We start from the raw sequence: 24,772 nt of genomic DNA, 5'->3' as shown, positions 1-24,772 counted from the left end.
GTGTTCCAAATAATGCCAGCAGGTAGTAACAGACACCTGAGGGAGGGTTGGCTCCCTCAGGGGATAAGGTTAGTTCGGAATCAGGACTTTTTTTCAGCCGTTTTGTCGTCGGCCGCTTTGTCGGTCGGATTGGCGATCAGGGCCTTGAGTTCGTCGCTCATCGGGAACATCAGGTTCAGGCCTTTTGGTGCGATCGGCTTTTGGAACCAGGTGTCATAGATCTTGTTGATTTCGCCCGACTTAAAGGTAGCAACGATTGCATCGTCAACCGCTTTCTTGAACGGCGCATCGCCTTTGCGAACCATGCAGCCGTAGATTTCGTACGACTGAGCAGTGCCCGTTACAGCCCAGTCATCTGGCTTCTTGGCCTTGGCCATTTCACCGGCCAGCAGTGCGTCGTCCATCATGAAGGCAACGGCACGGCCGCTTTCCAGCATCTGGAAGGATTCACCGTGGTCCTTGGCGGAGATGACGTTCATGCCCATCTGCTTGTCAGCGTTCATGGACTTGAGGATGCGCTCGGAGGTGGTACCGGCGGTGGTTACGACGTTCTTGCCCTTGAGGTCAGCGAAATCCTTGTAGGTCGAGTCCTTTTTGGACAGCAGACGGGTACCAATTTCGAAGATGCCAACGGAGAAGTCGACTTGTTGCTGACGCTCGACGTTGTTGGTGGTGGAACCACACTCAACGTCTACGGTGCCGTTCTGCACCAGCGGGATGCGGGTTTGGGAGGTGACCAGGTTGTATTTGACCTTCAGCTCGCCTTCCTTCATGCCGAGGTCTTTCTCGACAGCTTTCACGATGGCCAGTTGAATGTCGTGGGAGTAGCCCACTGGCTTGCCAGAGCCGTCCGCGATGTAGGAGAACGGGATGGAGGCGTCGCGGTGGCCCAGTGTGATGGTGCCCGACTCTTTGATTTTCTTCAGCGTGCCGGTCAGTTCGGCGGCGAAGACTGGAGTGCTAATCAGAGCGGCAGCGATGGCTGCGCCCAAAATATGGGGAACGATACGCATCAATACTTCCTCGACATTTGTTTTTTTTATGAAGCCTGGACGGCTCTTTCGATACAGCGAATGCCTGTGACGGCTCCTGAAGCATCTCAGGCAAACACGTCCCAAGTGTAGAGCATGAGTCGTGCCAGACTGTTAATAAAGATATAACTATATGATTTATATAGTGATTAACTTTATGTGACGATGTTTATCCGATGTTTAAGTCCGGCAAACCGAATCGCCGGCAGTAACGCGTTCGGAAAACCGAATTTATAGGAGTCGGCTTGAGGCGCAAGCCAAAAAAAGCCCCTGGACCTTTCGGTGCAGGGGCTGGGTAGTCATGCCGCTTCGATCTTGCTGCGGTTCTGCTCCAGCTTGATCAGGTAGCGCTGCAGGTTTTCCTGCTCCTCGGGGGTGGTGAACAGGCCGAGCTTGGTGCGGCGCCATAGAATGTCGTAGGCCTGGGTCGCCCATTCCTCGGCGCACAGGTAGTCCACTTCCCGGGTATACAGCCCGCCACCCAGATGCTCGCCGAGGTCGGCCAAGGATTGCACGCCTTCGAGCAGGCGCCAGGTGCGGCTGCCATAGGTGGTCGACCAACGGCGGGCGATTTCGCTGGGGATCCATTCGTACTTGCTGCGAATGTCCGTGGCCAGGGCTTCTGGCGTGGTCATTTCTTCGCCGCCGGGCAGGCTGGCCTTGGCGGTCCAGCTTGGCTTGATATGGGGGAAGTAGGGGGCCAGTTGCGCCAGTGCCGACTCCGCAAGCTTACGGTAGGTGGTCAGCTTGCCGCCGAACACCGACAGGATCGGCGCTTCTTCACCTGTGCCCGACAACGCCAGGGTGTAGTCGCGGGTAATGGCCGACGGGTTGTCCGACTCGTCGTTGCACAGCGGACGCACGCCGGAGTAGGTGTGCACGATATCGTCGCGGCTCAACTGCTGCTTGAAGTGAGCGTTGACCACCTTGAGCATGTAGTCCGTTTCACCTTCGGTAATCGCCACTTTCGCTGGATCGCCTGTGTACTCACGGTCGGTGGTACCGATGATGGTCAGGTGATTGAGGTACGGAATGGTGAAGACGATGCGCCCGTCTTCGTTCTGCAGGATGTGCGCGTGGGCACCTTCGTACAGTTTCGGCACGATCAGGTGGCTGCCCTGGATCAGGCGGATGCCGTAGGGCGAATCCAGCTTCAGGTCATCCTTGATGAACTTGGCAACCCACGGGCCGGCCGCGTTCACCAGCGCCTTGGCGCGGATCGAGAACAGGCTGCCATCGGCGCGCTCCAGGTGCAGGTGCCACAGGCCCTTGCTGCGACGGGCGCTGACGCAACGGGTCTGGGTGTGGATATGTGCCCCTTTTTCCCGGGCGGCCATGGCGTTGAGCACGACCAGGCGTGCGTCATCGACCCAGCAGTCGGAGTATTCGAAACCCTTGGTGATTTCGCTTTTCAGCGGGCTGTCGGCACCGAACTTCAGGCTTTTGGAGCCAGCGAGTTTTTCGCGCTTGCCGAGGTGGTCGTACAGAAACAGGCCAGCGCGGATCATCCACGCCGGGCGCAGATGTGGACGATGGGGCAGCACAAAGCGCATCTGCTTGACGATGTGCGGGGCCTTGGCCAGCAGCACTTCGCGTTCGGCCAGGGCTTCGCGCACCAGGCGGAATTCGTAATGTTCAAGGTAGCGCAGGCCGCCGTGGATCAGCTTGCTGCTGGCGGAGGAGGTGTGGCTGGCCAGGTCGTCCTTTTCGCAAAGGAATACCGACAGGCCGCGACCGGCTGCATCTGCCGCGATGCCCACGCCATTGATCCCGCCACCGATAACGGCAACATCATAGACTTCGGCAAGGGGTGGAGCAGGCAAGGTGGAGGGGGTCATCGGCTGGCCTCGCGATCTTTATTTATATTTGAATTCGAACATTAATGTTCATTTGCGAAAATGGTAGCTCATAAACGCGGGCGCAGCCAGTCGCCTTCGATTGAAAAAACTCATCGAGGGGCCGGAAAAGGAAAAATTGTGAACATTGAGCCTGGTGTTGGCTCAAGCGAGTTGTGGGCTTATAGGTCGCTATCGCGGGCAAGCCCGCTCCCACAGGTTGATCACATTCCAATGTGGGAGCGGGCTTGCCCGCGATGACGGCAGTACAGGCACCAGAGATTCAGTAGGAGGCTTATACGACTTCCAGGCGAATCTTATGCTGGTTGAGCAACTGCACCAGCGCCGGCACCGGCTGCTGATCGGTAACCAGGCAATCAATCAAGCTGATCGGGCCCAGGCGAATCATGGCGTTGCGCCCGAATTTGCTGGAGTCCGCCGCCAGGATCACCTTGCGCGCATTGGCAATGATCGCCTGGGAAACCCGCACTTCCTGGTAATCGAAGTCCAGCAGGCTGCCGTCCTCGTCGATACCGCTGATCCCCACCAAGGCGAAGTCGACTTTGAACTGGTTGATAAAGTCCACGCTGGCCTGGCCCACCACGCCGCCGTCACGGCGCACATTGCCGCCGGTGAGGAGCACGTCGAAGTCGTCCTTGGCGCTGAGCATCATGGCGACGTTGAGGTTGTTGGTGATGATCTTCAGGTGGCTGTGGTTGAGCAGCGCCCGGGCGATGGATTCGGTGGTGGTGCCGATATTGATGAATAGCGAGGCGTGATCAGGGATCTGTGCGGCAATGGCTTCGCCGATACGCTGTTTTTCATCGCGCATCTGGTCGGCACGCATGGCGTACTCGGTGTTTTCGACGCTGGAGTCATAGGCGGCGCCGCCATGGTAGCGGCGCAGCAGGTTGGCTTCGGCCAGTTGATTGATGTCGCGGCGGATGGTTTGCGGGGTAACAACGAACAGCTGCGCCATTTCCTCGATGCTGACATAGCCGCGTTCGCGGACCAGTTCGAGGATTTGCTGCTGACGGGGAGGCAGATTCATGGGGCGTCCTTTGGGCTGCCGTACAAAAAAGTGGCCCATGATGACGCAGGAATCTGCTCCCTGCCAGTTACAACCCTAAGTGGGTCCGGCGCGTGGCTTATTCAGCGCCTTCGTGGGGTTCCCAGTCGCGGGTGCGGCTGACGGCTTTTTTCCAGCCGGCGTAGAGTTTTTCTTTGGCCGGCTCGTCCAGTTGCGGTTCGAATTCGCGCTCGATCACCGCCTTGCCACGCAGCTCATCCAGGCTGCCCCAGAAGCCACAGGCCAGGCCGGCCAGGTAGGCCGCGCCCAATGCGGTGGTCTCGCGCATTTGCGGGCGCTCGACCTGGGTGCCGAGGATGTCGGCCTGGAACTGCATCAAGAAGTTGTTGGCCACGGCGCCGCCGTCCACTCGCAGGGATTTGAGGCGTTCACCAGAGTCCTGCTGCATGGCGTCGAGCACATCGCGGGTCTGGTAGGCAATCGACTCCAGGGCCGCACGAATGATGTGATCGACGCGTACGCCGCGGGTCAGGCCGAACAGTGCGCCACGGGCATAGGGGTCCCAGTACGGTGCGCCGAGGCCGGTGAACGCTGGCACCAGGTACACGCCGTTGCTGTCCTTGACCTTGTTGGCGAAGTACTCGGTGTCGTGGGCATCGTTGATGATCTTCAGCTCGTCGCGCAGCCATTGCACGGTGGAGCCGCCGTTGAACACTGCGCCTTCGAGGGCGTAGGCCACTTCGCCACGTGGGCCGCAAGCGATGGTGGTGAGCATGCCGTGCTTGGATTTGACCGCCTTGTCGCCGGTGTTCATCAGCAGGAAGCAGCCGGTGCCGTAGGTATTTTTCGCCTGGCCCGGCTCGACGCACATCTGGCCGAACAGCGCCGCTTGCTGGTCGCCGGCAATCCCGCCAATGGCAATCCCGCTTTTGGTGCGGCCGTAGATTTCCGAGGAGGATTTAACCTCTGGCAGCATCTCGCGCGGGATGTCCAGCACCTCGAGCATCTTCGCGTCCCACTCCAGGGTGTGGATATTGAAGAGCATGGTGCGCGAGGCGTTGGTGTAGTCAGTGACGTGGGTCTTGCCGCCGGTAAATTTCCAGATCAGCCAGCTGTCGATGGTGCCGAACAGCAGTTCGCCATTGCGCGCGCGTTCGCGGCTGCCTTCGACGTTATCGAGGATCCACTTGAGCTTGGTGCCAGAGAAGTACGGGTCGGTGACCAGGCCGGTGGTGTCGCTGATGTATTGCTCATGGCCGTCACGCTTGAGTTGCTGGCAAATCTCGGTGCTGCGGCGGCATTGCCAGACGATGGCGTTGTAGATCGGGCGGCCGGTGATCTTGTCCCAGACCACCGTGGTTTCACGCTGGTTGGTGATGCCGATGGCGGCCACCTGATCGTGGTGCAGGCCGGCTTGCGCCAGGGCCTCGACCATCACGGCGCTTTGGGTGGCGAAGATTTCCATCGGGTCATGTTCGACCCAACCGGCTTGCGGGTAATGCTGGACGAATTCACGTTGGGCGGTGCACACCACGTTGGCGTCACGATCAAAGATGATCGCCCGGGAACTGGTGGTGCCCTGATCGAGGGCAATGATGTAGTTCTTATTCTGTGTGTCGGTCATGTCGATTGCCTTGGACGGAAAAAGGGAGTGGGTAAGTAGCCTGGGCCGCAAAGGGCAGAAGGGCCCAGGCTACCGCTTTCAGGAAGTTCGGGTGTTACCGCTGGCGGCGGTGTCGGCTGCATCAGTTGTAGCAGGTGCAGCGTTGGGCAGATGGCGGGCAATCAACCCGCGATAGGCCGCAGCGCCGAGGCAGGCACCGACAATCGGTGCAAGGATCGGAATCAGGAAATAAGGAATATCGCGCCCGCCGGTGAAGGCCATTTCACCCCAACCGGCGAAAAACGTCATCAGCTTGGGGCCGAAATCCCGGGCCGGGTTCATCGCAAACCCGGTCAGCGGGCCCATGGCACTGCCGATCACCGCGATCAGCAAGCCGATCAGCAGTGGCGCCAGGGGGCCGCGGGGCAAGCCGTTATTGTCGTCGGTCAGGGCCATGATCACGCCCATCAGGATGGCGGTGATAACCATCTCCACCAGGAACGCCTGGGCGGTATTGAGCAAGGCGTGAGGGTAGGTGGAGAAAACCGAAGCCAGTTCCAGGCTGGCCGCCGAGCCACGGACCATGTGGTGAGTTTGTTCGTAATCGAAAAACAGGTTGCTGTAGAGCGTGTAGACCAACGCAGCCGAACAGAAGGCGCCGGCCACCTGGGCGATGATATAGAAGGGCAGTTTGCGCTTGTCGAAATCGGCAAAGATGCACAGCGCGATGCTGACGGCTGGATTGAGATGAGCCCCGGAAATGCCGGCACTCAGGTAGATCGCCATGCTCACGCCGATCCCCCAGATGATGCTGATCTCCCACAAGCCGAAGCTGGCACCCGCGACCTTGAGCGCAGCGACGCAACCGGTGCCGAAGAAGATCAGCAGCGCGGTGCCGAGGAACTCGGCCATGCATTGGCTTGAAAGTGAAGGCTGTTGAAGAGCAGTTGTCATTGAAAACCTCGTTTTTTTTCTTGTCTGGCGCTGTGCCTCAACGGGCCTCGCGCGATTTTCACCGTCACCAAAATCCCCATCCCGGCCACGGCTTACTGCTCGGATACTGTGGGTGTATTCCTACAGTATTCGGAAACGAAAAAATATAGACAAGAAACACCGCTGTCAAAGGTCGAAAGTGAACGGCCGGTCATTTTCAAACTATTAGTGTGATGAATGATCGCGCTACTACGTTGGCGCAACGGGCGGCAAGCATGCCCAGGCGCTGCGCGGATTGGTCGCACGGTGCCCTGCACTAGAGCGTTTTGCCTGGGTTTGTCCTAGAATCGGCGGTCTGCTTTTCCACGTTTCCCACAAGCCTGGAGCCCCCAATGACACCCGCATTGGACTTGTTGAAAAAAGTTCGCGCCGAACATCGTATCCACAGTTACGAACATGACCCCAAGGCCGCCTCTTATGGCCTGGAGGCCGCGGAAAAATTGAGCCTGGATCCTGCGCGGGTGTTCAAGACCTTGCTCGCCAGCAGCGAAAAAGCTGAGTTATTGGTGGCGGTGGTGCCGGTCGTCGGAAGTCTGGATTTGAAGGCCCTGGCGCATGCTGCGGGCGTGAAGAAAGTCGAGATGGCCGACCCGGCAGCGGCGCAGCGTTCTACCGGTTATTTGTTGGGGGGGATCAGCCCGTTGGGGCAGAAGAAGCGCTTGCGCACGTTCATCGATGTGAGCGCGCAGCCTTTTGCGACAATATTTGTCAGCGCAGGCAGGAGAGGACTTGAGGTGGAGTTGGCGGCGGCGGTGTTGGCAGAGCACACCCAGGCGACATTTGCGCCGATTGGCCGGGCGTAACGTCAAGAATAGCGGGATCGAATGTGCAAGCCAGCCTCTGTGGGAGCTGGCTTGCCTGCGATAGCATCACCTTGATGCAACTGACAGACCCAGGCGCCCGCATCGCGAGCAAGCCCGGTTCCCACACTAGCGCGCTGTCACATTTTGGATCGGGTTTCTTCAACTGGTAGTGCTGTAGCGCCGCACACCTGACTCCACCTGCGGAATCTGCGCCGCCGTGCTCCCCGAGGCCTGGAACAGCACCAGATGCTCGGCCGCCACGCGGACTCCCACCTGCGCACCCACCTGATGGTCGGCATGGCTGGGGAAAATCGATTCCAGCTGGGCCCCGGTCGGCAACTGCAAGCGGTAGAGGGTCGAGGCACCGAGGAACGTCTTGCCGACGATCTGCGCTTTCAGCGTGCTGTCGGGTGCATAAACGACGTCATCCGGGCGCAGTAACACATCCACCGCACTGCCAGTCGGCCAGGTATAGGCACGATTGCCGCGCAATTCGCCCAGTTCGGTGCTGACCGATTCCGGCGAACTCAATTGCCCGCGGATGAAGTAACCCTGGCCAATAAAACTTGCGACATAAGGCGTCAGCGGTTCGTGATAGAGGTTGTAGGGCGTATCCCATTGTTCCAGCCGGCCTTCCTTGAACACACCTACGTGGTCGCTCACGGCAAAGGCTTCTTCCTGGTCATGGGTGACCAGGATCGCACTGGTACCACGGGCCTTGAGGATGTCCCGTACTTCATGGCTGAGCTTGCGCCGCAGCTCACCATCAAGGTTGGAGAAGGGCTCGTCCAGCAGCAGCAACTGCGGCTCGGGTGCCAGCGCACGGGCCAGGGCCACACGCTGTTGCTGGCCGCCGGAAAGTTCGTGGGGGAAGCGCTTGCCCAGGTTCTTCAGGTTGACCAATTCCAGCAATTCAGCCACCACGCGGTCTTTTTGCGGGTGTTTGCGAATGCCGAAGCCGATGTTGTCGGCCACGCAGAGGTGTGGAAACAGTGCGTAGTCCTGGAACACCATGCCAATGCGGCGTTTCTCCGGTGCCAGGGTAAAACCGGCGCTGGAGATCACTTGGCCGGCCAGGTTTATTTCGCCTTCGTGCACCGGTTCAAACCCGGCAATCGCGCGCAGGGTGGTGGTCTTGCCGCAGCCGGAAGAGCCCAGCAGGCAACCGATATCCCCGGCATTGAGGTGCAGATTGAGGTTCTGCACCACCCGTTGGTCCTGATAGCCGCATGCCAGATTGCGCAGGTTCAGCAGAAGTGGCTGGCTCATGCGTGGTGATACGCCGGAGGCACCAGGAACTCCAGCAGGGCCTTCTGGGCGTGCAGGCGGTTTTCTGCCTGGTCCCAGGCGACGGAGCGCTGGTCGTCTAACAGGTCGAGGCTGATTTCTTCGCCGCGATGGGCCGGCAGGCAGTGCATGAACAGCACATCCGGCGCGGCAAGGTCGAGCAATTCACGGGTGACTTGATAAGGTGCGAACAAGGCCAGGCGCTTGGCGGTCTCGTCTTCCTGGCCCATGGAGGTCCAGACGTCGGTGCTCACCAGGTGCGCGCCGACCACCGCGTCTTTCGGGTCGCGCACGATTTGAACGCGGGCGTCGGCCTTGGCCAGGAATTCGGCGCTGGGCTCGTAGCCTTCAGGGCAGGCAATGCGCAGATGGAAGTCGAACTGGATCGCCGCTTCTATATAGCTGTTGCACATATTGTTGCCATCGCCGATCCAGGCCACGGTCTTGCCCTGGATCGAGCCGCGATGTTCGAGGAACGTCTGCATATCGGCCAGCAACTGGCACGGATGCAGGTCATCGGACAGCCCGTTGATCACCGGCACCCGCGAGTTGGCGGCAAATTCGGTGAGGGTGCTATGGGCGAAGGTACGGATCATCACCGCATCGAGCATGCGCGACATGACAATGGCGCAATCGCTGATCGGCTCGCCCCGGCCCAGTTGGGTGTCCCGGGGCGACAGGAAAATGGCTTGGCCGCCGAGCTGGATCATGCCGGCTTCGAAGGACAGGCGGGTACGGGTGGACGATTTCTCGAAAATCATCCCGAGTACGCGGTTTTTCAAAGGCTCGAACAGTACGCCGCGATTACGCAGGTCTTTAAGCTCAATGCCTCGACGGATCACGCTGACCAGCTCTTCGGGCGTGCAATCCATCAGGGAGAGAAAGTGCCTTGCGCTCATCATTAACTACCTTTTTGCAACAGACCGCAGATACTCAAAGCCTTGTTTATTGTGACAACGGGCGAGACCTGCGGCGAAAGCCGCACTGGGCGACGAAATAGGGGGAGGCGCGATATTGACACTAAATGTCGCGTCTTACCAATAGGCTACGGTTTTTTAGAGGGGGTCAAAGGGGCGGGAATTGCACTTTTGAGGCCTGTTTACGGACAGCAGCGGGTCATTTGTACACTGGCGCCGCGACCTTTTGCAATGTGTGATGGCGGCCTCGGGCCAGGTCGCGTCGGTTTCCCGGGCGGTGCGGGAGGTTTTTGAAACATTTACTCATGCTTACCCATGGCCTGGCCTGATGCCCGTTGATTCACAGGGCGAACGTTGCTGGCGTCGCTGGAGGGCGCGGCCCATAGTCGGGCCAAAGCCCTAATAAAGAGACTGGCCATGACCAAGACTCTCCATCACCGTGCCTGCCACCTGTGCGAAGCGATCTGCGGCCTGACCCTGGAAACCACCACCTCGGACGCAGGCAGTATTGCCATCACCTCGATCAAGGGTGACGCCCAGGACACCTTCAGTCGTGGCCATATCTGCCCCAAGGCCGTGGCCCTGCAGGATATCCAGAACGATCCCGATCGCCTGCACCAGCCGATGCTGCGGGTGGGCAGCCAATGGCAGCCGATCCCCTGGGACGAGGCCTTCGCCCTGGTGGCCGAGCGGCTGGCGGGCATCCAGGCGCGGCATGGGCAAAATGCGGTGGCGGTGTACCAGGGCAATCCCAGCGTGCACAACTATGGCTTGATGACCCACAGCAACTATTTCCTCGGGCAGTTGAAGACGCGCAATCGCTTTTCCGCGACCTCGGTGGACCAACTGCCCCATCACCTCACAAGCCACCTGATGTATGGGCACGGGCTGTTGCTGCCCATCCCGGATATCGACCAGACCGACTTCATGCTGATCCTGGGCGGCAACCCACTGGCTTCCAATGGCAGCATCATGACTGTGCCGGACGTGGAAAAGCGCCTGAAGGCGATTCAGGCGCGGGGCGGCAAAGTGGTGGTGGTCGACCCCCGGCGCAGTGAGACGGCGGCCATGGCCGACCAGCATCTGTTTGTGCGTCCCGGTGGGGACGCGGCGTTGCTGTTCGGGCTGCTCAACACATTGTTCGCCGAACATCTGACCCGTGATAGCCACTTGCCGGTGGACGGACTGGACGAGGTGCGCCGCGCCATCGCGGGCTTTACCGCCGAAGCCATGAGCGCTCAATGCGCGGTGCCGGCCGAGCAGATTCGCCAGTTGGCGCGGGATTTTGCGGCCGCAGACAATGCCGTCTGCTACGGGCGTATGGGGGTGTCGACCCAGGCATTTGGCACCTTGTGCCACTGGCTGGTGCAGTTGATCAACCTGGTCACGGGCAATCTGGATCGGGTAGGTGGCGCCTTGTGCACCGAGCCTGCGGTGGACCTGGTGGCGGCCACATCCGGCGGGCACTTCAATCGGTGGCAGAGCCGGGTGTCCGGGCGTCCCGAATACAGCGGCGAGTTGCCCGTGTCGGCCCTGGCCGAAGAAATGCTTACCGCGGGCGAAGGGCAGATCCGCGCGCTGGTCACAGTGGCTGGCAATCCGGTGTTGTCCACGCCGAACGGTCGGCAACTGGAGCAGGCGCTGAATGGTCTGGAGTTTATGGTCAGCGTCGACCTGTATATCAATGAAACCACCCGTTATGCCGACCTGATCCTGCCATCGACTTCGGCCCTGGAAAACGATCATTACGACACCACGTTCAATATGTTTGCGGTGCGTAATGTCACCCGCTTCAACCGGGCGATTCTGCCCAAGCCCGAGGGGGCGTTGCACGATTGGGAGATTTTCGTCGGCTTGGCCCAGGCGTTTGCGGCCCGTACCGGCAGCCCGCTCAAGCCCACGATGGCGCCGGCGCAGATGATTGATTTTGGCTTGCGGGCGGGCGCCTATGGTGACGCCTCACCGCACAAGCTGTCGGTGGCCATGCTGGCCGATCATCCCCATGGTCTGGACCTGGGGCCCCTGAAGGCCAATCTGGCGGGACGCTTGAAAACTGCCAATGGCCGGGTCCAGGCGGCGCCGCCGGTGATCCTGGCGGACCTGGCGCGGTTTGCGGCGTTGCCGCTGCCCAAGGTCGACGAGTTACTGTTGATCGGCCGCCGGCATGTACGCAGCAATAATTCGTGGATGCATAATTATCACCGGCTGGTGAAGGGCAAACCCCGGCATCAATTGCTGATGCACCCCGATGACCTTGCCAGTCGGCAACTGAGTGACGGGCAGCGGGTGCGGGTCAGTTCGCGGATCGGCATGATCGAAGTACAGGTGTTGGCCAGCCTGGAAATGATGCCCGGCGTGGTCAGCCTGCCCCACGGTTGGGGCCATGACCGCCCGGGTGTGCACATGAACATCGCCAGTGCCCAGCCTGGGGCGAGTGCCAACGACCTGACGGATGAACGGCAGTTGGATGAGTTGTCGGGCAACGCGGCATTGAATGGCGTGCCGGTACAGGTCGCGGCGGCGTGACGCAGTGAGTCTGTCGGGGAGCCCGAGCACCACGCTGGGATTTTGCGTTACAATGCGCCACCGTGCCGACCTGTGAGTCGCAAAGTTCCAGCCGAGGTGTTCCATGGATATCATCGAAACGATTAAAGAGCAGATTGCCAACAACACCATTCTGCTTTACATGAAGGGCGCCCCGAATGCCCCTCAGTGTGGCTTCTCCGCGAAGGCTTCCCAGGCTGTCATGCAGTGTGGTGAAAAGTTCGCTTACGTGGATATCCTGCAAAACCCGGAAATCCGCGCCAACCTGCCGAAGTACGCCAATTGGCCAACGTTCCCACAACTGTGGGTGGCCGGTGAGCTGGTCGGCGGTAGCGATATCATCACCGAAATGGCGGCTGATGGTTCGTTGCAGGCGCTGATCAAGGAGGCTGCTGAAAAAGCGGCTGCCAAGACCGAAGCGTAATTGGCGCACAATAAAAAGCCCCGCTTCTCATTCGAGAGCGGGGCTTTTTTGTACCTGTAGGAGCGAGCTTGCTCGCGAAAAGCGTAAAGGCACCGCGTTCATTCAGAATGCTCGCGTTATCGTTAACGTCCTTCGCGAGCAAGCTCGCTCCTACAATAATTAGAGATTACTCACCCATCTGCGATTGCAGGTAGTTCTCCAGAGTCACTTTGTCGATCAGGCCAACTTGGGTTTCCAGCCAGTCGATATGTTCTTCCTGGTCTTCCAGGATATCTTCCAGCAGCTCACGGCTGCCGAAGTCGCCCTTGGTCTCGCAGTGGGCTATGGCGGCCTTGAGGTCGGCATGGCTCTTGCGTTCGAAACCCAGGTCGCTATTGAGCATTTCCAGGGTGTGCTCGCCGATGTTCAGCTTGCCCAGGTCCTGTACGTTCGGCAGGCCTTCGAGGAACAGGATGCGCTTGATCAGCGCGTCTGCGTCCTTCATGGCCTTGATCGATTCCTTGTACTCACGCTTGCCGAGTTTTTCCAGGCCCCAGTCGTCATACATGCGTGCATGCAGGAAGTACTGATTGATCGCGACCAGTTCATTGGCAAGGATTTTGTTGAGTTGCTGGATGACTGAGATGTCGCCTTTCATGATTGGGGTCCTGCCCTGTGTTCGTTGTATATAGGGCGGAGTTTGAGCTGCACGATTACTAGTGTCAAACCTAAGTTATTGAATAATAAATGAAAATTAATCGGAATAAGAATGTTTGTGTTCCGCGTCTTGGGCCTAACTATTTGAATTACAGGCATAAAAAAACCGGACACTAAGTCCGGTTCTTTAAAATAGGCTGTTTCAGGCGTGTGTAAATTCTGCCGAGTAGGGGATCGCGGCCTGGGCTACCTGCAGTTTTGTCAGGGTTTCCCGTACGACTTGCTTGGCAAGGCAGGCACATTTGCCGCATTGACTGGCAACGCCGGTGGTTTCACGCACTTCCTTGTAGCTGCAGCAACCTTCATAGATCGCTTCGCGGATTTGTCCGTCGGTGACGCCAGTGCAGAGGCAGACATACATAAGGGAGAACCATCGCGGTTTAAGGCTTAAGTGCGATGGATCTTAATGTTAACGAGAATGATTGTCAAAGTGCTTTCTCAAACCGTTGCCCCCCGTGGGGCCCTCACTGACGAACGGCTTTTTTCAGGTATGATGGTCGGTCTTTACGAAGCGTGATCGCGTCACAGGCCTGTCGTCAATTCGCGGCAGACTCAAGGGCGGTCCATTTACTTCAATTACCATCAGGAGATAACCAATGAGCGTACTCGTCGGCAAACAAGCCCCGGATTTCGACGTACCAGCCGTCCTCGGCAATGGCGAAATCGTTGACAGCTTCAAGCTGTCTGAAGCTATCAAAGGCAAATACGGCCTGGTGTTCTTCTACCCGCTGGACTTCACCTTCGTCTGCCCGTCCGAGCTGATCGCCCTGGATCACCGCATGGACGATTTCAAGGCGCGTAACGTTGAAGTGGTTGCCGTTTCCATCGACTCCCATTTCACCCACAACGCCTGGCGCAACACCGCTATCAATGATGGCGGCATCGGCAAAGTCAAATACACCATGGCTGCCGACATGAAGCACGACATCGCCAAGGCCTACGACGTTGAGTCCGAAGGCGGCGTGGCTTTCCGTGGCGCGTTCCTGATCGACGACAAGGGCGTTGTGCGCTCGCAGATCATCAACGACCTGCCGCTGGGCCGTAACATGGAAGAGCTGATCCGCCTGGTCGACGCTCTGCAATTCCACGAAGAGCACGGCGAAGTCTGCCCAGCCAACTGGAAAAAAGGCGACAAGGGCATGAACGCTTCGCCAGAAGGCGTTGCCGCTTACCTGACCGAGAACGCTGGCAAGCTGTAAGCCAGGGTTGCGGTAAAAAAAACCGGCCTGAGAAGGCCGGTTTTTTTATGCGTGGGATTTGGCGACGCAATCAGTCGCTGAAGTCTTCCCAGCCGCCCATCTGTTTCCAGCGGTTGACGATGCCGCAGAACAGGTCGGCGGTCTTCTCGGTGTCGTAGCGAGCCGAGTGGGCTTCACGTCCGTCGAAGTCGATGCCGGCTGCCTGGCATGCCTTGGCCAATACGGTCTGACCATAAGCCAGGCCAGCCAGGGTCGCGGTGTCAAAGCTGGAGAACGGGTGAAACGGGTTGCGTTTCATGTCCAGGCGCGCCACGGCGGCGTTGAGGAAGCCCAGGTCGAAACTGCTGTTGTGGCCGACCAGGATCGCGCGTTTGCAGCCGTTGGCCTTCAAGGCCTTGCGCACGCCACGGAAGATGTCGGTCAATGCCGCCTCTTCGCTGACGGCCATGCGCAGCGGATGGTCGAGCTTGATCCCGGTGAACTCCAGGGCTGCTGCTTCGATATTGGCGCCTTCAAACGGCTCGACGCGGAAGAAATGGGTGTGTTCTGGATACACAAAGCCCTGTTCGTCCATGCCGATGGTGGTTGCCGCAATTTCCAGCAGTGCATCGGTGGCGCAATTGAAGCCGCCGGTTTCTACGTCGATAACGACCGGCAGATAGCCGCGAAAACGCTCGGCCATCGGGTGACGCGAACCGCCGCCACCGTGTTCCTGTTCGTCGTCGTAATGGTCTTCACTCACGGGTGTTCCTCCAGCAGGCGCCAGCGCAGTGTTTCACCGGCGCGCAGCGGGATAACGGTCAGCTCGCCAAATGGCAGGCTGGTGGGGGCGGTCCAGTCTTCACGGACCAGGGTAATACGGTCGGTATTCGCCGGCAGGCCATAGAAACGCGGGCCATTGAGGCTGGCGAAGGCCTCGAGTTTGTCCAGGGCATTGCGCGATTCGAAGGCCTCGGCGTACAGCTCGATCGCCGCGTAGGCGGTGTAGCAACCGGCGCAACCGCAGGCGGCTTCCTTGGCGTGCTGGGCGTGGGGCGCCGAGTCGGTGCCGAGGAAGAACTTCGCGCTGCCGCTGGTAGCCGCATCGAGCAATGCCACCTGATGGGTGTTGCGCTTGAGGATCGGCAGGCAATAGAAGTGCGGCCGAATCCCGCCCACCAGCATGTGGTTGCGGTTGTACAGCAGGTGGTGCGCGGTGATGGTTGCGCCGACGTTGGCCGAAGCCTCGGTGACGAACTGCACGGCGTCTGCGGTGGTGATGTGCTCGAACACGACCTTGAGGGTCGGGAACAGCTCGACCACACGGCGCATGTGCTCGTCGATGAAGATCTTCTCGCGATCGAAGACATCCACATCGCCACGGGTGACTTCACCGTGGATCAGCAGCGGCATGCCCACTTCGGCCATGGCTTCGATGGCGGGCAGGATCTTGTCGATACTGGTTACGCCGGAGTCGGAGTTGGTCGTGGCGCCGGCCGGGTACAGCTTGGCGGCGTGCACGAAACCGCTGGCCTTGGCCTCGCGGATTTCGGCAGGCTGGGTGCGGTCGGTAAGGTAAAGCACCATCAACGGTTCGAAGCGGCTACCGGCCGGTCGTGCAGCGAGGATGCGCTGGCGATAGGCGTCGGCTTCAGCGGCATTACGCACCGGAGGTACCAGGTTAGGCATGATGATGGCGCGGCCAAACGTGCGCGCAACATCGGCCACGGTTTGGGGCAACGCAGCACCATCGCGAAGATGAATATGCCAGTCGTCGGGACGCAGCAGGGTCAGGCGGTCGGACATTGGGGATTCCAGGCGGGTCAATCTGGTGGGAATGCTACCGGAAAAGACTCTTGCAGGCACTCGCTATCAAGTTTTGCAGGGTGCGACCGATATCCCTGGGTATGCCTTAACGATGTATGACGCCTTGATGTGTTGTAGAAACCAGTGGAGCCGCCCGTGCGCCAGCAATATCTAGCCCTGCTCAGCGTGTTCGCCAGCCTGCCCGCGATGGCCCTGACATTCCAGACGCGTCTGGAGAATATCGAGTGGAAGGTGGAAGGCGACAAGTTCGAGTGCCGCTTGAGCCAGCCGATCGCCGATTTTGGTTCGGGGGAGTTCGTGCGCAGGGCCGGCGAGCAGGCGACATTTCGTCTGAAAGCCTATAACGGCGCGCTGGGCGTTGGATCTGCCACGCTATTGGCGGCGGCCGCGCCGTGGCAGCCGGGGCGCGGTGATATCAACCTCGGTGCCGTGCGTGCGGGCAGCGGTGATGTGCTGTTCAACAGCTCCCAGGCCCAGGCCGGACGCCTGTTCAATGGCTTGCTGGATGGCCGCAGCCCCACCGTGCGCCACTATGCCCGGGACGGCGGCTATTCGGAAATCCGCCTGCTGCCGGTGCGATTCAATAAGGCCTATAGCGACTACCAGTTGTGTACCGCGAAGTTGCTGCCGATGAACTTCGAGCAGGTCAAGCAGGCGGAAGTAGGTTTTCCGGGCGGGGGTATCGACCTGGACCCGGCCGCCAAGGCCAAGCTGATGGTGATGCTCGAATTCATCAAGGCCGACCCTACGGTCAACCATATCGAACTGGACGGCCACTCGGACAACAGCGGCAACCGCCTGACCAATCGCGACCTGTCCCGGCGCCGGGGCTTGGCGGTGATGGACTTCTTCAAGGCCAACGGCATCCCCGAGTCGCAGATTGTCCTGCGCTTCCATGGTGAGCGTTATCCGTTGGTACCCAATACCAATCCGGCCAACCGGGCGAAGAACCGGCGGGTCAATATCCACCTCGATCGCGTACCGGCCCCCGAAAAACCGGCCCCCCAGGCCACGGCCCCGGCGAATGCGGCAGCGACCTCCTGATATTACTCTGCGGGAGCTGGCTGCCAGCGTTGGCTGTCAGCGATGACGCTGGGCATCTGATGCCCACGGCTAAGGCGTTTTGAGGTGCGGCCATTCGTCGCTCGCCCGACATAATCTGTCGCTTTATCTTCATTTGCTGTCGCGCCCCTGTAATTTCACGGTTTTGATCGGTAGAATCGACGCCTTTCCGTAAAACCCCGTGGAGTGATGGCATGGCCGACGTAAACAAGGTCGTTCTCGCGTATTCCGGCGGCCTGGACACTTCGGTGATCCTCAAGTGGCTGCAGGATACTTATAACTGTGAAGTGGTGACCTTTACCGCTGACCTGGGTCAGGGCGAAGAGGTCGAACCTGCACGAGCCAAGGCGCAAGCCATGGGCGTCAAAGAGATCTACATTGACGACCTGCGCGAAGAATTCGTCCGCGATTTCGTTTTCCCGATGTTTCGCGCCAACACCGTCTACGAAGGCGAGTACCTGCTGGGTACTTCCATCGCACGTCCGCTGATCGCCAAGCGCCTGATCGAAATCGCCAACGAAACTGGCGCTGACGCCATTTCCCATGGCGCCACCGGCAAGGGCAACGACCAGGTGCGTTTCGAACTGGGCGCCTATGCCTTGAAACCCGGCGTAAAAGTGATTGCCCCTTGGCGTGAGTGGGACCTGCTGTCCCGTGAAAAACTGATGGATTACGCTGAAAAGCACGCCATCCCGATCGAGCGCCACGGTAAGAAGAAGTCCCCGTACTCGATGGACGCCAACCTGCTGCATATCTCTTATGAAGGCGGCGTGCTGGAAGACACCTGGACCGAGCACGAAGAAGACATGTGGAAGTGGACCGTCTCCCCGGAGAACGCTCCCGATAAGCCGCAGTACCTTGAACTGACCTATCGCAACGGCGATATCGTCGCGCTGGACGGCGTCGAAATGACCCCGGCCACCGTACTGGCGACCCTGAACCGTATCGGTGGCGAGCACGGTATTGGTCGTCTGGATATCGTAGAGAACCGTTACGTGGGCATGAAGTCCCGTGGCTGCTACGAAACCCCAGGTGGCACCATCATGCTGCGCGCTCACCGCGCCATCGAGTCCATCACCCTGGACCGCGAAGTGGCACACCTCAAAGATGAGCTGATGCCCAAGTACGCCAGCCTGATCTACACCGGTTACTGGTGGAGCCCTGAGCGCCTGATGCTGCAACAGATGATCGACGCTTCCCAGGTCCATGTGAACGGTGTTGTGCGCCTGAAACTGTACAAGGGCAACGTGATCGTTACCGGTCGCAAGTCCGATGAGTCGCTGTTCGATGCCAACATCGCCACGTTTGAAGAAGATGGCGGTGCTTACAATCAGGCTGACGCTGCTGGTTTCATCAAGCTCAATGCACTGCGCATGCGCATTGCGGCGAACAAAGGCCGCAAGTTGTTCTGAAGTATCTGAAGCCTCATAAAAATGGTCCCTCGGTAAGAGGGGCCATTTTTTTTGCCTGGAATTAGGGTGAGTGTTTATTGATGTTTAATGTTGTCACTCGAGAGTGAGGCTTGCGGTGTTTCTTAGTATTTTTGCGCTTGGATTTTGTATCTGAAAGTTGGTCCGCCCGGTGCGTGGTGTTAATTGTGTTTAAATCCAATCGGTTGTTTAGTAGGGCGGACGGGGTGTTTTATTTAGTTTGTGGAAATATCTGTCAGATAATTCCAGGTATTGTCAGTAGCTATTGCACAAGGGAACTTTTTTGAAATGCCTTGGGCGGCTGCGGCGCCCGCACAAGCGGGCCGTGCAATAGGTATTTGCTGTGATTGGCGTGCGTCCCGTTTACTTTTCCGGGGCGCCGGGGGCTTTTTTTGCTCAAAATATGTTTGGCCGCGGAAAGTTCTGAAAGGCTGAATAAAAACCGACACATCCATATAGGCGTTTTTTTGTAGTCCTATTCTCATAACTTTGTGGGTTGGGTCTCTGCTTGTCGTTACTTGGGGGGGAGTGCTATGCCAAGGACGAAACGACTAGGCTATTGTGCTGGTTCTGAATAATTCGAACAGCGAAATTGGACTTGCCCATGAATAAAGTGCTGATCGTGGATGATCATCCCGTCATTCGTCTTGCTGTACGCATGCTAATGGAACGTCATGGTTATGAGGTCGTTGCAGAGACCGATAACGGAGTCGACGCGTTGCAACTAGCACGGGAGCATATGCCGGATATTGTCATCCTGGATATTGGAATCCCCAAACTTGACGGCCTGGAAGTTATTTGTCGCCTGTCTTCCACAAAACAGGTGCAACCGTTCAAGGTACTGGTGCTGACCTCACAGGCGCCCGGCCATTTTTCCATGCGCTGCATGCAGGCCGGCGCAGCGGGCTACGTGTGCAAGCAGCAGGACCTCACCGAGTTGCTGAGCGCGATAAAGGCGGTGCTGTCTGGCTACAGCTACTTCCCCAACCAGGCACTTAACTCGGTGCGCTCCACACAGGGCAACACCAGTGAAGCCGATATGGTCGAGCGGCTCTCAGGCCGGGAGATGATGGTGTTGCAGCAATTGGCCCAGGGAAAGACCAACAAGGAGATCGCTGATGGGATGTTCCTCAGCAACAAGACGGTGAGCACGTACAAGACTCGCTTGCTGCTCAAGCTCAATGCCCGGTCCCTGGTGGACCTGATCGAGCTCGCTCAGCGTAACGGCCTGGTTTAAGAAGCAGGGAGCAACAGGCAGGAAAAGCCTCCATGGCGGAGGCTTCTGTGTGATCGCTTGGCTAGAGATCGAAATCGTATTCGGCCAACTGTTTTTGCAAGCGTCGCTCTTCCAGAAGGTTGTCGATGGTGCGGCGTTTGCTCAAATTGGTCTTGGCAACTTCTACAGGTGCCTCGGCTGCCTCGTCGGCGTCGGTGGCCACAAAGTCATCTTCTACATCCAGTTGTTCTTTGCCAGTGCTCATAAGGTTAACTCCAGGCTAAGACTGCCGTTGGGGCTCCTTATATCGACAATCTTGCACCGGGTAAAAAAGATTTTTTCAATCGACTGATCAATAAAAGCAATGATTGCTCAATCGTCCGACGTCTTTTCCTTGTATTCACACAAATCTTCGATGCGACAGCTGCCACAGCGCGGCTTGCGGGCCTGGCACACATAACGACCGTGCAGGATCAACCAATGGTGTGAGTCGAGCAGGTAAGGTTTGGGTACAAACTTCATCAGTTGCTTCTCCACTTCGACCACATTCTTGCCCGGAGCGATTCCGGTGCGGTTGCTGACGCGGAAAATGTGGGTGTCCACCGCCATGGTCAATTGGCGAAATGCAGTATTGAGCACCACATTGGCGGTCTTGCGGCCTACGCCGGGCAGTGCCTCGAGTGCTTCCCGGGTTTCTGGCACTTCTCCACCATGCAACTCGACCAGCAACCGGCAGGTTTCAATGACGTTTTTCGCCTTGCTGTTGTAAAGGCCAATGGTCTTGATGTACTGCGACAACCCTTCAACCCCCAGGGCGTGGATCGCGGCCGGGGTGTTGGCGACCGGGAACAGCTTGGCCGTGGCCTTGTTAACGCCCACGTCCGTCGATTGCGCAGACAGGATCACGGCAATCAGCAACTCGAACGGCGACGAGTAGGCCAGTTCGGTCTTGGGCTCCGGGTTGTCCTCGTGAAACCGGCGAAAGATCTCCAGGCGTTTTGCGGCATTCATGGGGCGAGCTGTTCCTTCAAAGAGGTGTGCGGCGTTGGGTCCAGGCTTGCCACCCGGCAAGCAGTAACCCGAGCAGGATAAACCCTGTAGGGGCAAGGATGGCGATGCTGCTGCCGAGTAAAAAACGCAATAGGGCGACTGCGAGCAGCAACCCGGTGGATACGGCGAACAGTTGGAGCCGCGCCCTGCGCCGGTCGGTGGCGAACAAACCCTCATGCTCAAGCAGTACGCATTGCATACCGATCAGCGCCAGGTATGCCCCCACGGGTTTAGACGGGCCTAAGGCCAGGGCTTGCGCCACTAAATGCGCGCAACTGACCCAAGTGGTGGTCAGCAACACATTGGCAGCCAGCCGCCAGTTGCCACTGAGGTGGTTGCGTACCCAGCCGCAGCTGCAGCCATGCAACGTCAAGATCGTTACCCACAGAGCCCAGAAGGCCACAGCGCTCGCCAGCGTAGCGCTGACACCCAGCAGCGCAGGCAGCAGCAACAGGCTGCCGAGGGCGAATGGCTTAGTCATGGCCGGTGGTCTCCAGCAGCGCCTGACGATGTTCGTCAAAGTAACGCAAGGCATCATGGATTGCGTTGATCACCGCGCGGGAGGTAATAGTCGCACCGGCTATCTGGTCAAACTGGCCGCTGTCTTTCTTCAGCGCCCAAACCTGTGGGTTTTCCCGCGACAGGCCCTTGAATGACGCCAGCCACGCATTACCAGGCTCGCCAATGTGCCCGCCCAGGCTCGGCGTTTCTCTGTGCTCCAGGGTCTTTACCCCGAGCAGCTTGGCGTTGTGGTCGATGGCAATCAGCAACTCTATGCGCCCACCGTATCCATCGACCTGCGAGCGCAGCACCACCGCACTGGGGGTGCCGGCCAAGGTCGCGCGGTAACCACCCAGCAGTTGACTGTTGTCCAGCATTCCCGAAGTGATGCCCAAAGACTGCTCCAGCGGTTGATTGTCATAGCTGCCAACGGGCAGCACATCCAACAGCGCCCGACTGTGCATTTCACGCAGCTGCGCGGCAATCGGCTTGGCGGTCAGCTGTTGCAGGCCTATCGTCAGGCCCGCCACGCCGATGGCGATCAGCAGCACGATCAGGGCTTGAGACGTGCGCTTCATGCCTTCACCGCCTGCGGCCGCGTCCAGCGCTCAAGTGCCGGCACCGCCAGGTTCATCATCAGCACCGCAAACGCCAGGCCATCCGGGTAACTGCCCCAGGTGCGGATCAGATAGGTCAGCACTCCCACGCCCACACCAAACAGCAGGCGCGCCCGCGCACTTTTCGCACCCGACACGGGCTCGGTGATGATGAAGAAGGCCCCGAGCATGGTGGCCCCGGTCAACAGATGAAACAGCGGCGAGCCGTGGGAGTCGGACCCGGAGCCGTTCCAGCACAGCAAGCTGATAACAAACAGGCTGGCAAGCATGCCCACCGGCGCATGCCAACTGAAGACCCGTTGCTGCAGCAAAAAGAGGCCGCCCGCGAGAAACGCCAGGTTCACCCACTCGCTGCCTTTACCGGCGATTTGGCCGAAGGCCGGGTGGCGGGCAAACAGCTCATCGATGGTCAGGCTGTTGTTGATGCGCAAAGCGTCCAGCGCCGTGGCTCGGGCCCAGGCATCGGCGGTCTCGCCGTGCAGGCCGAACACCTGCTGCAGGCCGGCCAGCAGGTCGAGGCCGTGGGACGCCGGCCAATGGGTCATCGGTTGGGGGAAAGCCAGTAGCATCAGCGCATAACCGAGCATGGCCGGGTTGAAGGGGTTCTGTTTGCCGCCATACAGGTGTTTGCCCAACAGCAATCCACTGCTGACGGCGCCCAGGCATAACCACCACGGGCAATAAGGGGGCAGCGCCAGGGCCAGCAGCGTCGCGCTGACCAGGCCGCTCAGGTCGCTGGAACCCTGACCGCGCAACCGGCGCACCCCGGCTTCGACTGCCCATGCGCAGGTGCCGGCCAGCAACAGATTGATCAACACGCCCCAGCCATATAGCCAGAACAGCACCAGCAAGCCAGGCGTTGCCGCCATTAACAGGCGCTGCATGGCCTGTTGCTGGCGCTCGATAACGTCAGGCGCCGACATGTTCATCCACCAAGCGCTGGGCGTCATCCAGGCGCTGCCTGGCGTTCGTCAACTCGGTTGTACTGCTGGCAGGTTGGCGCTCGAGTTTGCTCAGGTCGGCGCGGGCATAGGCCAGCGCCGTCTTCAACTGGCGAAGCTGGCTGTCGATGGGCCGCTTCTCGACACGTTGCAGGTCAGGCCGGGGCTGCTCGGAGGTTTCTTCGGCGGCATGCAAGGCCTGTTCGGCGGCGGTCAGGGCTGCAGCCAGCGTGGCCAGTTGCTCGGCATCGGCCAGGGTGTCCTGGGCTTTTTTCAGCGCGGCGCGGCGCATGGCCAGCTGGATTTTTGCCTGCTTGAGCCCAGGATCTTTACTGGCCTTGGGAGGCGCCACCGCTGGGGCGTTTGCTTGGAGTGCGATCAATGCCTGCTCGGCGCACTCAAATTGCTGCTGCAGGATGATCAATTGCGACTGCTGCTCAAAGGTCGGCGGATGGCCAAAGGCTTTCAAGGATTTGTGCAGTTGGGCCCGGCTCATGGCCAGGTTGATCTTGGCTTTTTTAAGCGCTGCGTCGATGTCTACGGCTTTTTGCGCACGCACGCGTTCGATGGCGGCCTGTAGCGGATTGCTATTGATCGCTTCGCTGGGGGCCGGGCGTTGGTTGCGGGCCAGGCGTTCGGCCAGCTTGTGCGCGTCCTCGCGTTGCAGCCGTGCATTGCGCTGTTCGAAGCGACGCCGGGCGCGATCACGCTTGGTCGCTCGCGCCTGGCGCTCCTCGGCCGTAGTGGCATAGCCCGCGACAATCGGCAGTACCGTGGCCTGGGGCAGTGGCAGCATGTCGATGCAATCCACCGGGCAAGGCGCAACACACAGGTCGCAGCCGGTGCATTCATCCACGATAACGGTGTGCATCAGCTTGGCCGCGCCGACAATCGCATCCACCGGGCAGGCCTGGATGCACTTGGTGCAGCCGATGCACTCGGCCTCGCGGATGAAGGCAACCTGCGCGGGGGCTTCGCCACGGGCGCGGTCCAGCTCCAAGGGGGGCAAGCTCAACAACTGCGCCAGCTCGGCAATGGTCTCGGTGCCGCCCGGGGGGCACTTGTTGATGGCTTCGCCCTGGGCGATACCCTCGGCGTAGGGCCTGCAACCCGGGTGCCCGCATTTGCCGCATTGGGTCTGGGGCAGCAGGGCATCGATACGTTGAATCAGGCTCATGGTTTGATCATTGCGTTTAAGCCCAGGAACGCCACCGCCAGCAGCCCGGCACTCAGCAGGTCCACGGGCAGGCCTTTGAAGGGCCTGGGGATATCGTTTTCGTCTATTCGCTGGCGCAGGTCGTTGAACAGGCTGAGGACCAGCCAGAACGCGGGGCCGATGCCCAGGCTATAGATCAGCTCGCCTGCGTTGCCCAGGCCCAGGAGGGCCACGCTGAGCACGCCGGTGCTAGCCAGCAGCGGCACCCATAACCCATCGAAGGGCAGTGCGGGCACGCGGCGGGCAAGCGTATTCAGCAACGGCTGGCTCAATAGAATCACCACGGGTACATAAGCAAACAGCCATAACGCGCCCAGCGCCAAGGGTTGTAATACAAATTTATCCAGCAGGCAGGCCGATAGGCCGCTGAATGCGATCAACAACGTGGTCGCCAACCCCAGGGCATGCACTCGCCGCCGCTCCAGCTGTGGATCACCGGGCAGCGTCAGACGCAGCAGGTAATGGCTGATCAGGGCGGCGCTGAGAAGGGCGACAAGCAGTTCGGTCATGGTCGAGCCGGTTAAGCAAACAGGGCCTGATTATCCGGCAAGCAGGAAGAGGGTACTAGCGC

At 59.4% G+C, this 24,772-nt stretch carries 25 protein-coding genes; 7 read left to right on the top strand and 18 right to left on the bottom strand.

Translation table 11 applies throughout. The annotated features are described in order from the left end of the window. Positions 1–80 precede the first annotated feature (80 nt). The 5 genes from GDV60_RS21610 to GDV60_RS21590 all read right to left on the bottom strand — a co-directional run bounded on the left by GDV60_RS21610 (position 81) and on the right by GDV60_RS21590 (position 6,453). Positions 81–1,013 (bottom strand): glutamate/aspartate ABC transporter substrate-binding protein, encoded by a 933-nt coding sequence (locus tag GDV60_RS21610; protein WP_092237983.1) that lies wholly within the window; start codon positions 1,011–1,013, stop codon positions 81–83. Positions 1,014–1,330: 317 nt separating this feature from the next. Continuing rightward, complete coding sequence (gene glpD / locus GDV60_RS21605) at positions 1,331–2,869, bottom strand: glycerol-3-phosphate dehydrogenase (protein ID WP_070994779.1); 1,539 nt, start codon at positions 2,867–2,869, stop codon at positions 1,331–1,333. A gap of 292 nt (positions 2,870–3,161) precedes the next feature. After that, entirely contained in the window at positions 3,162–3,917 is a 756-nt protein-coding gene (locus tag GDV60_RS21600; RefSeq protein WP_029295172.1) for a DeoR/GlpR family transcriptional regulator, read from the bottom strand. Positions 3,918–4,014: 97 nt separating this feature from the next. After that, a complete protein-coding gene (gene glpK, locus GDV60_RS21595) occupies positions 4,015–5,520 on the bottom strand; it encodes a glycerol kinase GlpK (protein ID WP_070994780.1) in 1,506 nt (501 codons plus the stop codon). Between the two features lie 78 nt (positions 5,521–5,598). Further along, positions 5,599–6,453 carry an MIP/aquaporin family protein gene (locus GDV60_RS21590; RefSeq protein WP_029295174.1) on the bottom strand — a complete coding sequence of 285 codons (855 nt, stop codon included), beginning with the start codon at positions 6,451–6,453 and terminating at the stop codon, positions 5,599–5,601. Between the two features lie 371 nt (positions 6,454–6,824). Between GDV60_RS21590 and ybaK the strand changes: the two genes are divergently transcribed. Beyond that, positions 6,825–7,295 carry a Cys-tRNA(Pro) deacylase gene (gene ybaK, locus GDV60_RS21585; protein WP_029295178.1) on the top strand — a complete coding sequence of 157 codons (471 nt, stop codon included), beginning with the start codon at positions 6,825–6,827 and terminating at the stop codon, positions 7,293–7,295. A 159-nt stretch (positions 7,296–7,454) separates the two neighbouring features. Here ybaK and GDV60_RS21580 read toward each other — a convergent pair whose 3' ends face one another. Next, complete coding sequence (locus GDV60_RS21580; RefSeq protein ID WP_092237980.1) at positions 7,455–8,564, bottom strand: ABC transporter ATP-binding protein; 1,110 nt, start codon at positions 8,562–8,564, stop codon at positions 7,455–7,457. Then, a complete protein-coding gene (gene argF / locus GDV60_RS21575; protein WP_159908705.1) occupies positions 8,561–9,481 on the bottom strand; it encodes an ornithine carbamoyltransferase in 921 nt (306 codons plus the stop codon). Before argF ends, GDV60_RS21580 begins: the two co-directional genes overlap by 4 nt. A gap of 435 nt (positions 9,482–9,916) precedes the next feature. Between argF and GDV60_RS21570 the strand changes: the two genes are divergently transcribed. Then, positions 9,917–12,025, top strand: coding sequence for a molybdopterin oxidoreductase family protein (locus tag GDV60_RS21570; RefSeq protein ID WP_159908703.1), 2,109 nt, complete (start codon positions 9,917–9,919; stop codon positions 12,023–12,025). Positions 12,026–12,128: 103 nt separating this feature from the next. Continuing rightward, entirely contained in the window at positions 12,129–12,467 is a 339-nt protein-coding gene (gene grxD / locus GDV60_RS21565; protein ID WP_029295186.1) for a Grx4 family monothiol glutaredoxin, read from the top strand. 166 nt (positions 12,468–12,633) lie between these two features. Here grxD and bfr read toward each other — a convergent pair whose 3' ends face one another. Both bfr and GDV60_RS21555 read right to left on the bottom strand, forming a co-directional pair. Then, complete coding sequence (gene bfr, locus GDV60_RS21560) at positions 12,634–13,104, bottom strand: bacterioferritin (protein ID WP_038442996.1); 471 nt, start codon at positions 13,102–13,104, stop codon at positions 12,634–12,636. A 201-nt stretch (positions 13,105–13,305) separates the two neighbouring features. Continuing rightward, the gene (locus tag GDV60_RS21555) at positions 13,306–13,524 is read right to left on the bottom strand and encodes a bacterioferritin-associated ferredoxin (RefSeq protein ID WP_038442994.1); all 219 of its coding nucleotides are present in this window, start codon (positions 13,522–13,524) and stop codon (positions 13,306–13,308) included. A 235-nt stretch (positions 13,525–13,759) separates the two neighbouring features. Between GDV60_RS21555 and GDV60_RS21550 the strand changes: the two genes are divergently transcribed. Further along, a complete protein-coding gene (locus GDV60_RS21550) occupies positions 13,760–14,362 on the top strand; it encodes a peroxiredoxin (protein ID WP_003172097.1) in 603 nt (200 codons plus the stop codon). A 70-nt stretch (positions 14,363–14,432) separates the two neighbouring features. Here the strand turns inward: GDV60_RS21550 and rnt are convergent, their stop codons facing one another. Next, positions 14,433–15,104: a ribonuclease T gene (gene rnt / locus GDV60_RS21545; protein ID WP_029295237.1), complete on the bottom strand. Its 672-nt coding sequence runs from the start codon at positions 15,102–15,104 to the stop codon at positions 14,433–14,435. Then, complete coding sequence (gene pyrC, locus GDV60_RS21540; RefSeq protein WP_070994783.1) at positions 15,101–16,147, bottom strand: dihydroorotase; 1,047 nt, start codon at positions 16,145–16,147, stop codon at positions 15,101–15,103. Before pyrC ends, rnt begins: the two co-directional genes overlap by 4 nt. Positions 16,148–16,303: 156 nt before the next feature. Here pyrC and GDV60_RS21535 point away from each other — a divergent pair, with 156 nt between their 5' ends. The 3 genes from GDV60_RS21535 (at position 16,304) to GDV60_RS21525 (ending at position 19,897) form a co-directional block, all read left to right on the top strand. After that, positions 16,304–17,212: an OmpA family protein gene (locus GDV60_RS21535; protein ID WP_159908701.1), complete on the top strand. Its 909-nt coding sequence runs from the start codon at positions 16,304–16,306 to the stop codon at positions 17,210–17,212. A gap of 212 nt (positions 17,213–17,424) precedes the next feature. Further along, positions 17,425–18,642, top strand: a complete 1,218-nt coding sequence (locus GDV60_RS21530) for an argininosuccinate synthase (protein ID WP_029295244.1) — start codon at positions 17,425–17,427, stop codon at positions 18,640–18,642. A 622-nt stretch (positions 18,643–19,264) separates the two neighbouring features. Next, positions 19,265–19,897 (top strand): response regulator transcription factor, encoded by a 633-nt coding sequence (locus tag GDV60_RS21525; RefSeq protein ID WP_029295246.1) that lies wholly within the window; start codon positions 19,265–19,267, stop codon positions 19,895–19,897. A gap of 61 nt (positions 19,898–19,958) precedes the next feature. Here GDV60_RS21525 and GDV60_RS21520 read toward each other — a convergent pair whose 3' ends face one another. From GDV60_RS21520 to GDV60_RS21490, 7 genes are all read right to left on the bottom strand, one after another. After that, entirely contained in the window at positions 19,959–20,141 is a 183-nt protein-coding gene (locus GDV60_RS21520) for a PA3496 family putative envelope integrity protein (protein WP_029295249.1), read from the bottom strand. A 107-nt stretch (positions 20,142–20,248) separates the two neighbouring features. Beyond that, positions 20,249–20,887, bottom strand: coding sequence for an endonuclease III (gene nth / locus GDV60_RS21515; RefSeq protein WP_029295251.1), 639 nt, complete (start codon positions 20,885–20,887; stop codon positions 20,249–20,251). A gap of 16 nt (positions 20,888–20,903) precedes the next feature. After that, positions 20,904–21,407 (bottom strand): Rnf-Nqr domain containing protein, encoded by a 504-nt coding sequence (locus tag GDV60_RS21510; protein WP_159908699.1) that lies wholly within the window; start codon positions 21,405–21,407, stop codon positions 20,904–20,906. Further along, complete coding sequence (locus GDV60_RS21505; RefSeq protein WP_159908697.1) at positions 21,400–22,005, bottom strand: RnfABCDGE type electron transport complex subunit G; 606 nt, start codon at positions 22,003–22,005, stop codon at positions 21,400–21,402. The genes GDV60_RS21510 and GDV60_RS21505 overlap by 8 nt, the downstream gene beginning before the upstream one ends. After that, a complete protein-coding gene (locus tag GDV60_RS21500) occupies positions 22,002–22,967 on the bottom strand; it encodes an RnfABCDGE type electron transport complex subunit D (protein ID WP_159908695.1) in 966 nt (321 codons plus the stop codon). Before GDV60_RS21500 ends, GDV60_RS21505 begins: the two co-directional genes overlap by 4 nt. Further along, a complete protein-coding gene (gene rsxB, locus GDV60_RS21495) occupies positions 22,954–24,162 on the bottom strand; it encodes an electron transport complex subunit RsxB (protein ID WP_159908693.1) in 1,209 nt (402 codons plus the stop codon). Before rsxB ends, GDV60_RS21500 begins: the two co-directional genes overlap by 14 nt. Next, positions 24,159–24,710, bottom strand: a complete 552-nt coding sequence (locus GDV60_RS21490; RefSeq protein ID WP_159908691.1) for an Rnf-Nqr domain containing protein — start codon at positions 24,708–24,710, stop codon at positions 24,159–24,161. The genes rsxB and GDV60_RS21490 overlap by 4 nt, the downstream gene beginning before the upstream one ends. Positions 24,711–24,772: the final 62 nt, after the last annotated feature.

The sequence above is a fragment of the Pseudomonas sp. DTU12.1 genome, from assembly GCF_009873475.1.
GTDB lineage: Bacteria > Pseudomonadota > Gammaproteobacteria > Pseudomonadales > Pseudomonadaceae > Aquipseudomonas > Aquipseudomonas proteolytica.
Note: the sequence above shows the minus strand (reverse complement) of the source record. Positions and strands in the feature narration are given on the sequence as shown.

Coding starts and splice junctions, on each gene's coding strand:
- GDV60_RS21610 (WP_092237983.1), bottom strand. CDS start 1,013: ATGCGTATCGTTCCCCATATTTTGGGCGCAGCCATCGCTGCCGCTCTG.
- glpD (WP_070994779.1), bottom strand. CDS start 2,869: ATGACCCCCTCCACCTTGCCTGCTCCACCCCTTGCCGAAGTCTATGAT.
- GDV60_RS21600 (WP_029295172.1), bottom strand. CDS start 3,917: ATGAATCTGCCTCCCCGTCAGCAGCAAATCCTCGAACTGGTCCGCGAA.
- glpK (WP_070994780.1), bottom strand. CDS start 5,520: ATGACCGACACACAGAATAAGAACTACATCATTGCCCTCGATCAGGGC.
- GDV60_RS21590 (WP_029295174.1), bottom strand. CDS start 6,453: ATGACAACTGCTCTTCAACAGCCTTCACTTTCAAGCCAATGCATGGCC.
- ybaK (WP_029295178.1), top strand. CDS start 6,825: ATGACACCCGCATTGGACTTGTTGAAAAAAGTTCGCGCCGAACATCGT.
- GDV60_RS21580 (WP_092237980.1), bottom strand. CDS start 8,564: ATGAGCCAGCCACTTCTGCTGAACCTGCGCAATCTGGCATGCGGCTAT.
- argF (WP_159908705.1), bottom strand. CDS start 9,481: ATGAGCGCAAGGCACTTTCTCTCCCTGATGGATTGCACGCCCGAAGAG.
- GDV60_RS21570 (WP_159908703.1), top strand. CDS start 9,917: ATGACCAAGACTCTCCATCACCGTGCCTGCCACCTGTGCGAAGCGATC.
- grxD (WP_029295186.1), top strand. CDS start 12,129: ATGGATATCATCGAAACGATTAAAGAGCAGATTGCCAACAACACCATT.
- bfr (WP_038442996.1), bottom strand. CDS start 13,104: ATGAAAGGCGACATCTCAGTCATCCAGCAACTCAACAAAATCCTTGCC.
- GDV60_RS21555 (WP_038442994.1), bottom strand. CDS start 13,524: ATGTATGTCTGCCTCTGCACTGGCGTCACCGACGGACAAATCCGCGAA.
- GDV60_RS21550 (WP_003172097.1), top strand. CDS start 13,760: ATGAGCGTACTCGTCGGCAAACAAGCCCCGGATTTCGACGTACCAGCC.
- pyrC (WP_070994783.1), bottom strand. CDS start 16,147: ATGTCCGACCGCCTGACCCTGCTGCGTCCCGACGACTGGCATATTCAT.
- GDV60_RS21530 (WP_029295244.1), top strand. CDS start 17,425: ATGGCCGACGTAAACAAGGTCGTTCTCGCGTATTCCGGCGGCCTGGAC.
- GDV60_RS21525 (WP_029295246.1), top strand. CDS start 19,265: ATGAATAAAGTGCTGATCGTGGATGATCATCCCGTCATTCGTCTTGCT.
- GDV60_RS21520 (WP_029295249.1), bottom strand. CDS start 20,141: ATGAGCACTGGCAAAGAACAACTGGATGTAGAAGATGACTTTGTGGCC.
- nth (WP_029295251.1), bottom strand. CDS start 20,887: ATGAATGCCGCAAAACGCCTGGAGATCTTTCGCCGGTTTCACGAGGAC.
- GDV60_RS21510 (WP_159908699.1), bottom strand. CDS start 21,407: ATGACTAAGCCATTCGCCCTCGGCAGCCTGTTGCTGCTGCCTGCGCTG.
- GDV60_RS21505 (WP_159908697.1), bottom strand. CDS start 22,005: ATGAAGCGCACGTCTCAAGCCCTGATCGTGCTGCTGATCGCCATCGGC.
- GDV60_RS21500 (WP_159908695.1), bottom strand. CDS start 22,967: ATGTCGGCGCCTGACGTTATCGAGCGCCAGCAACAGGCCATGCAGCGC.
- rsxB (WP_159908693.1), bottom strand. CDS start 24,162: ATGAGCCTGATTCAACGTATCGATGCCCTGCTGCCCCAGACCCAATGC.
- GDV60_RS21490 (WP_159908691.1), bottom strand. CDS start 24,710: ATGACCGAACTGCTTGTCGCCCTTCTCAGCGCCGCCCTGATCAGCCAT.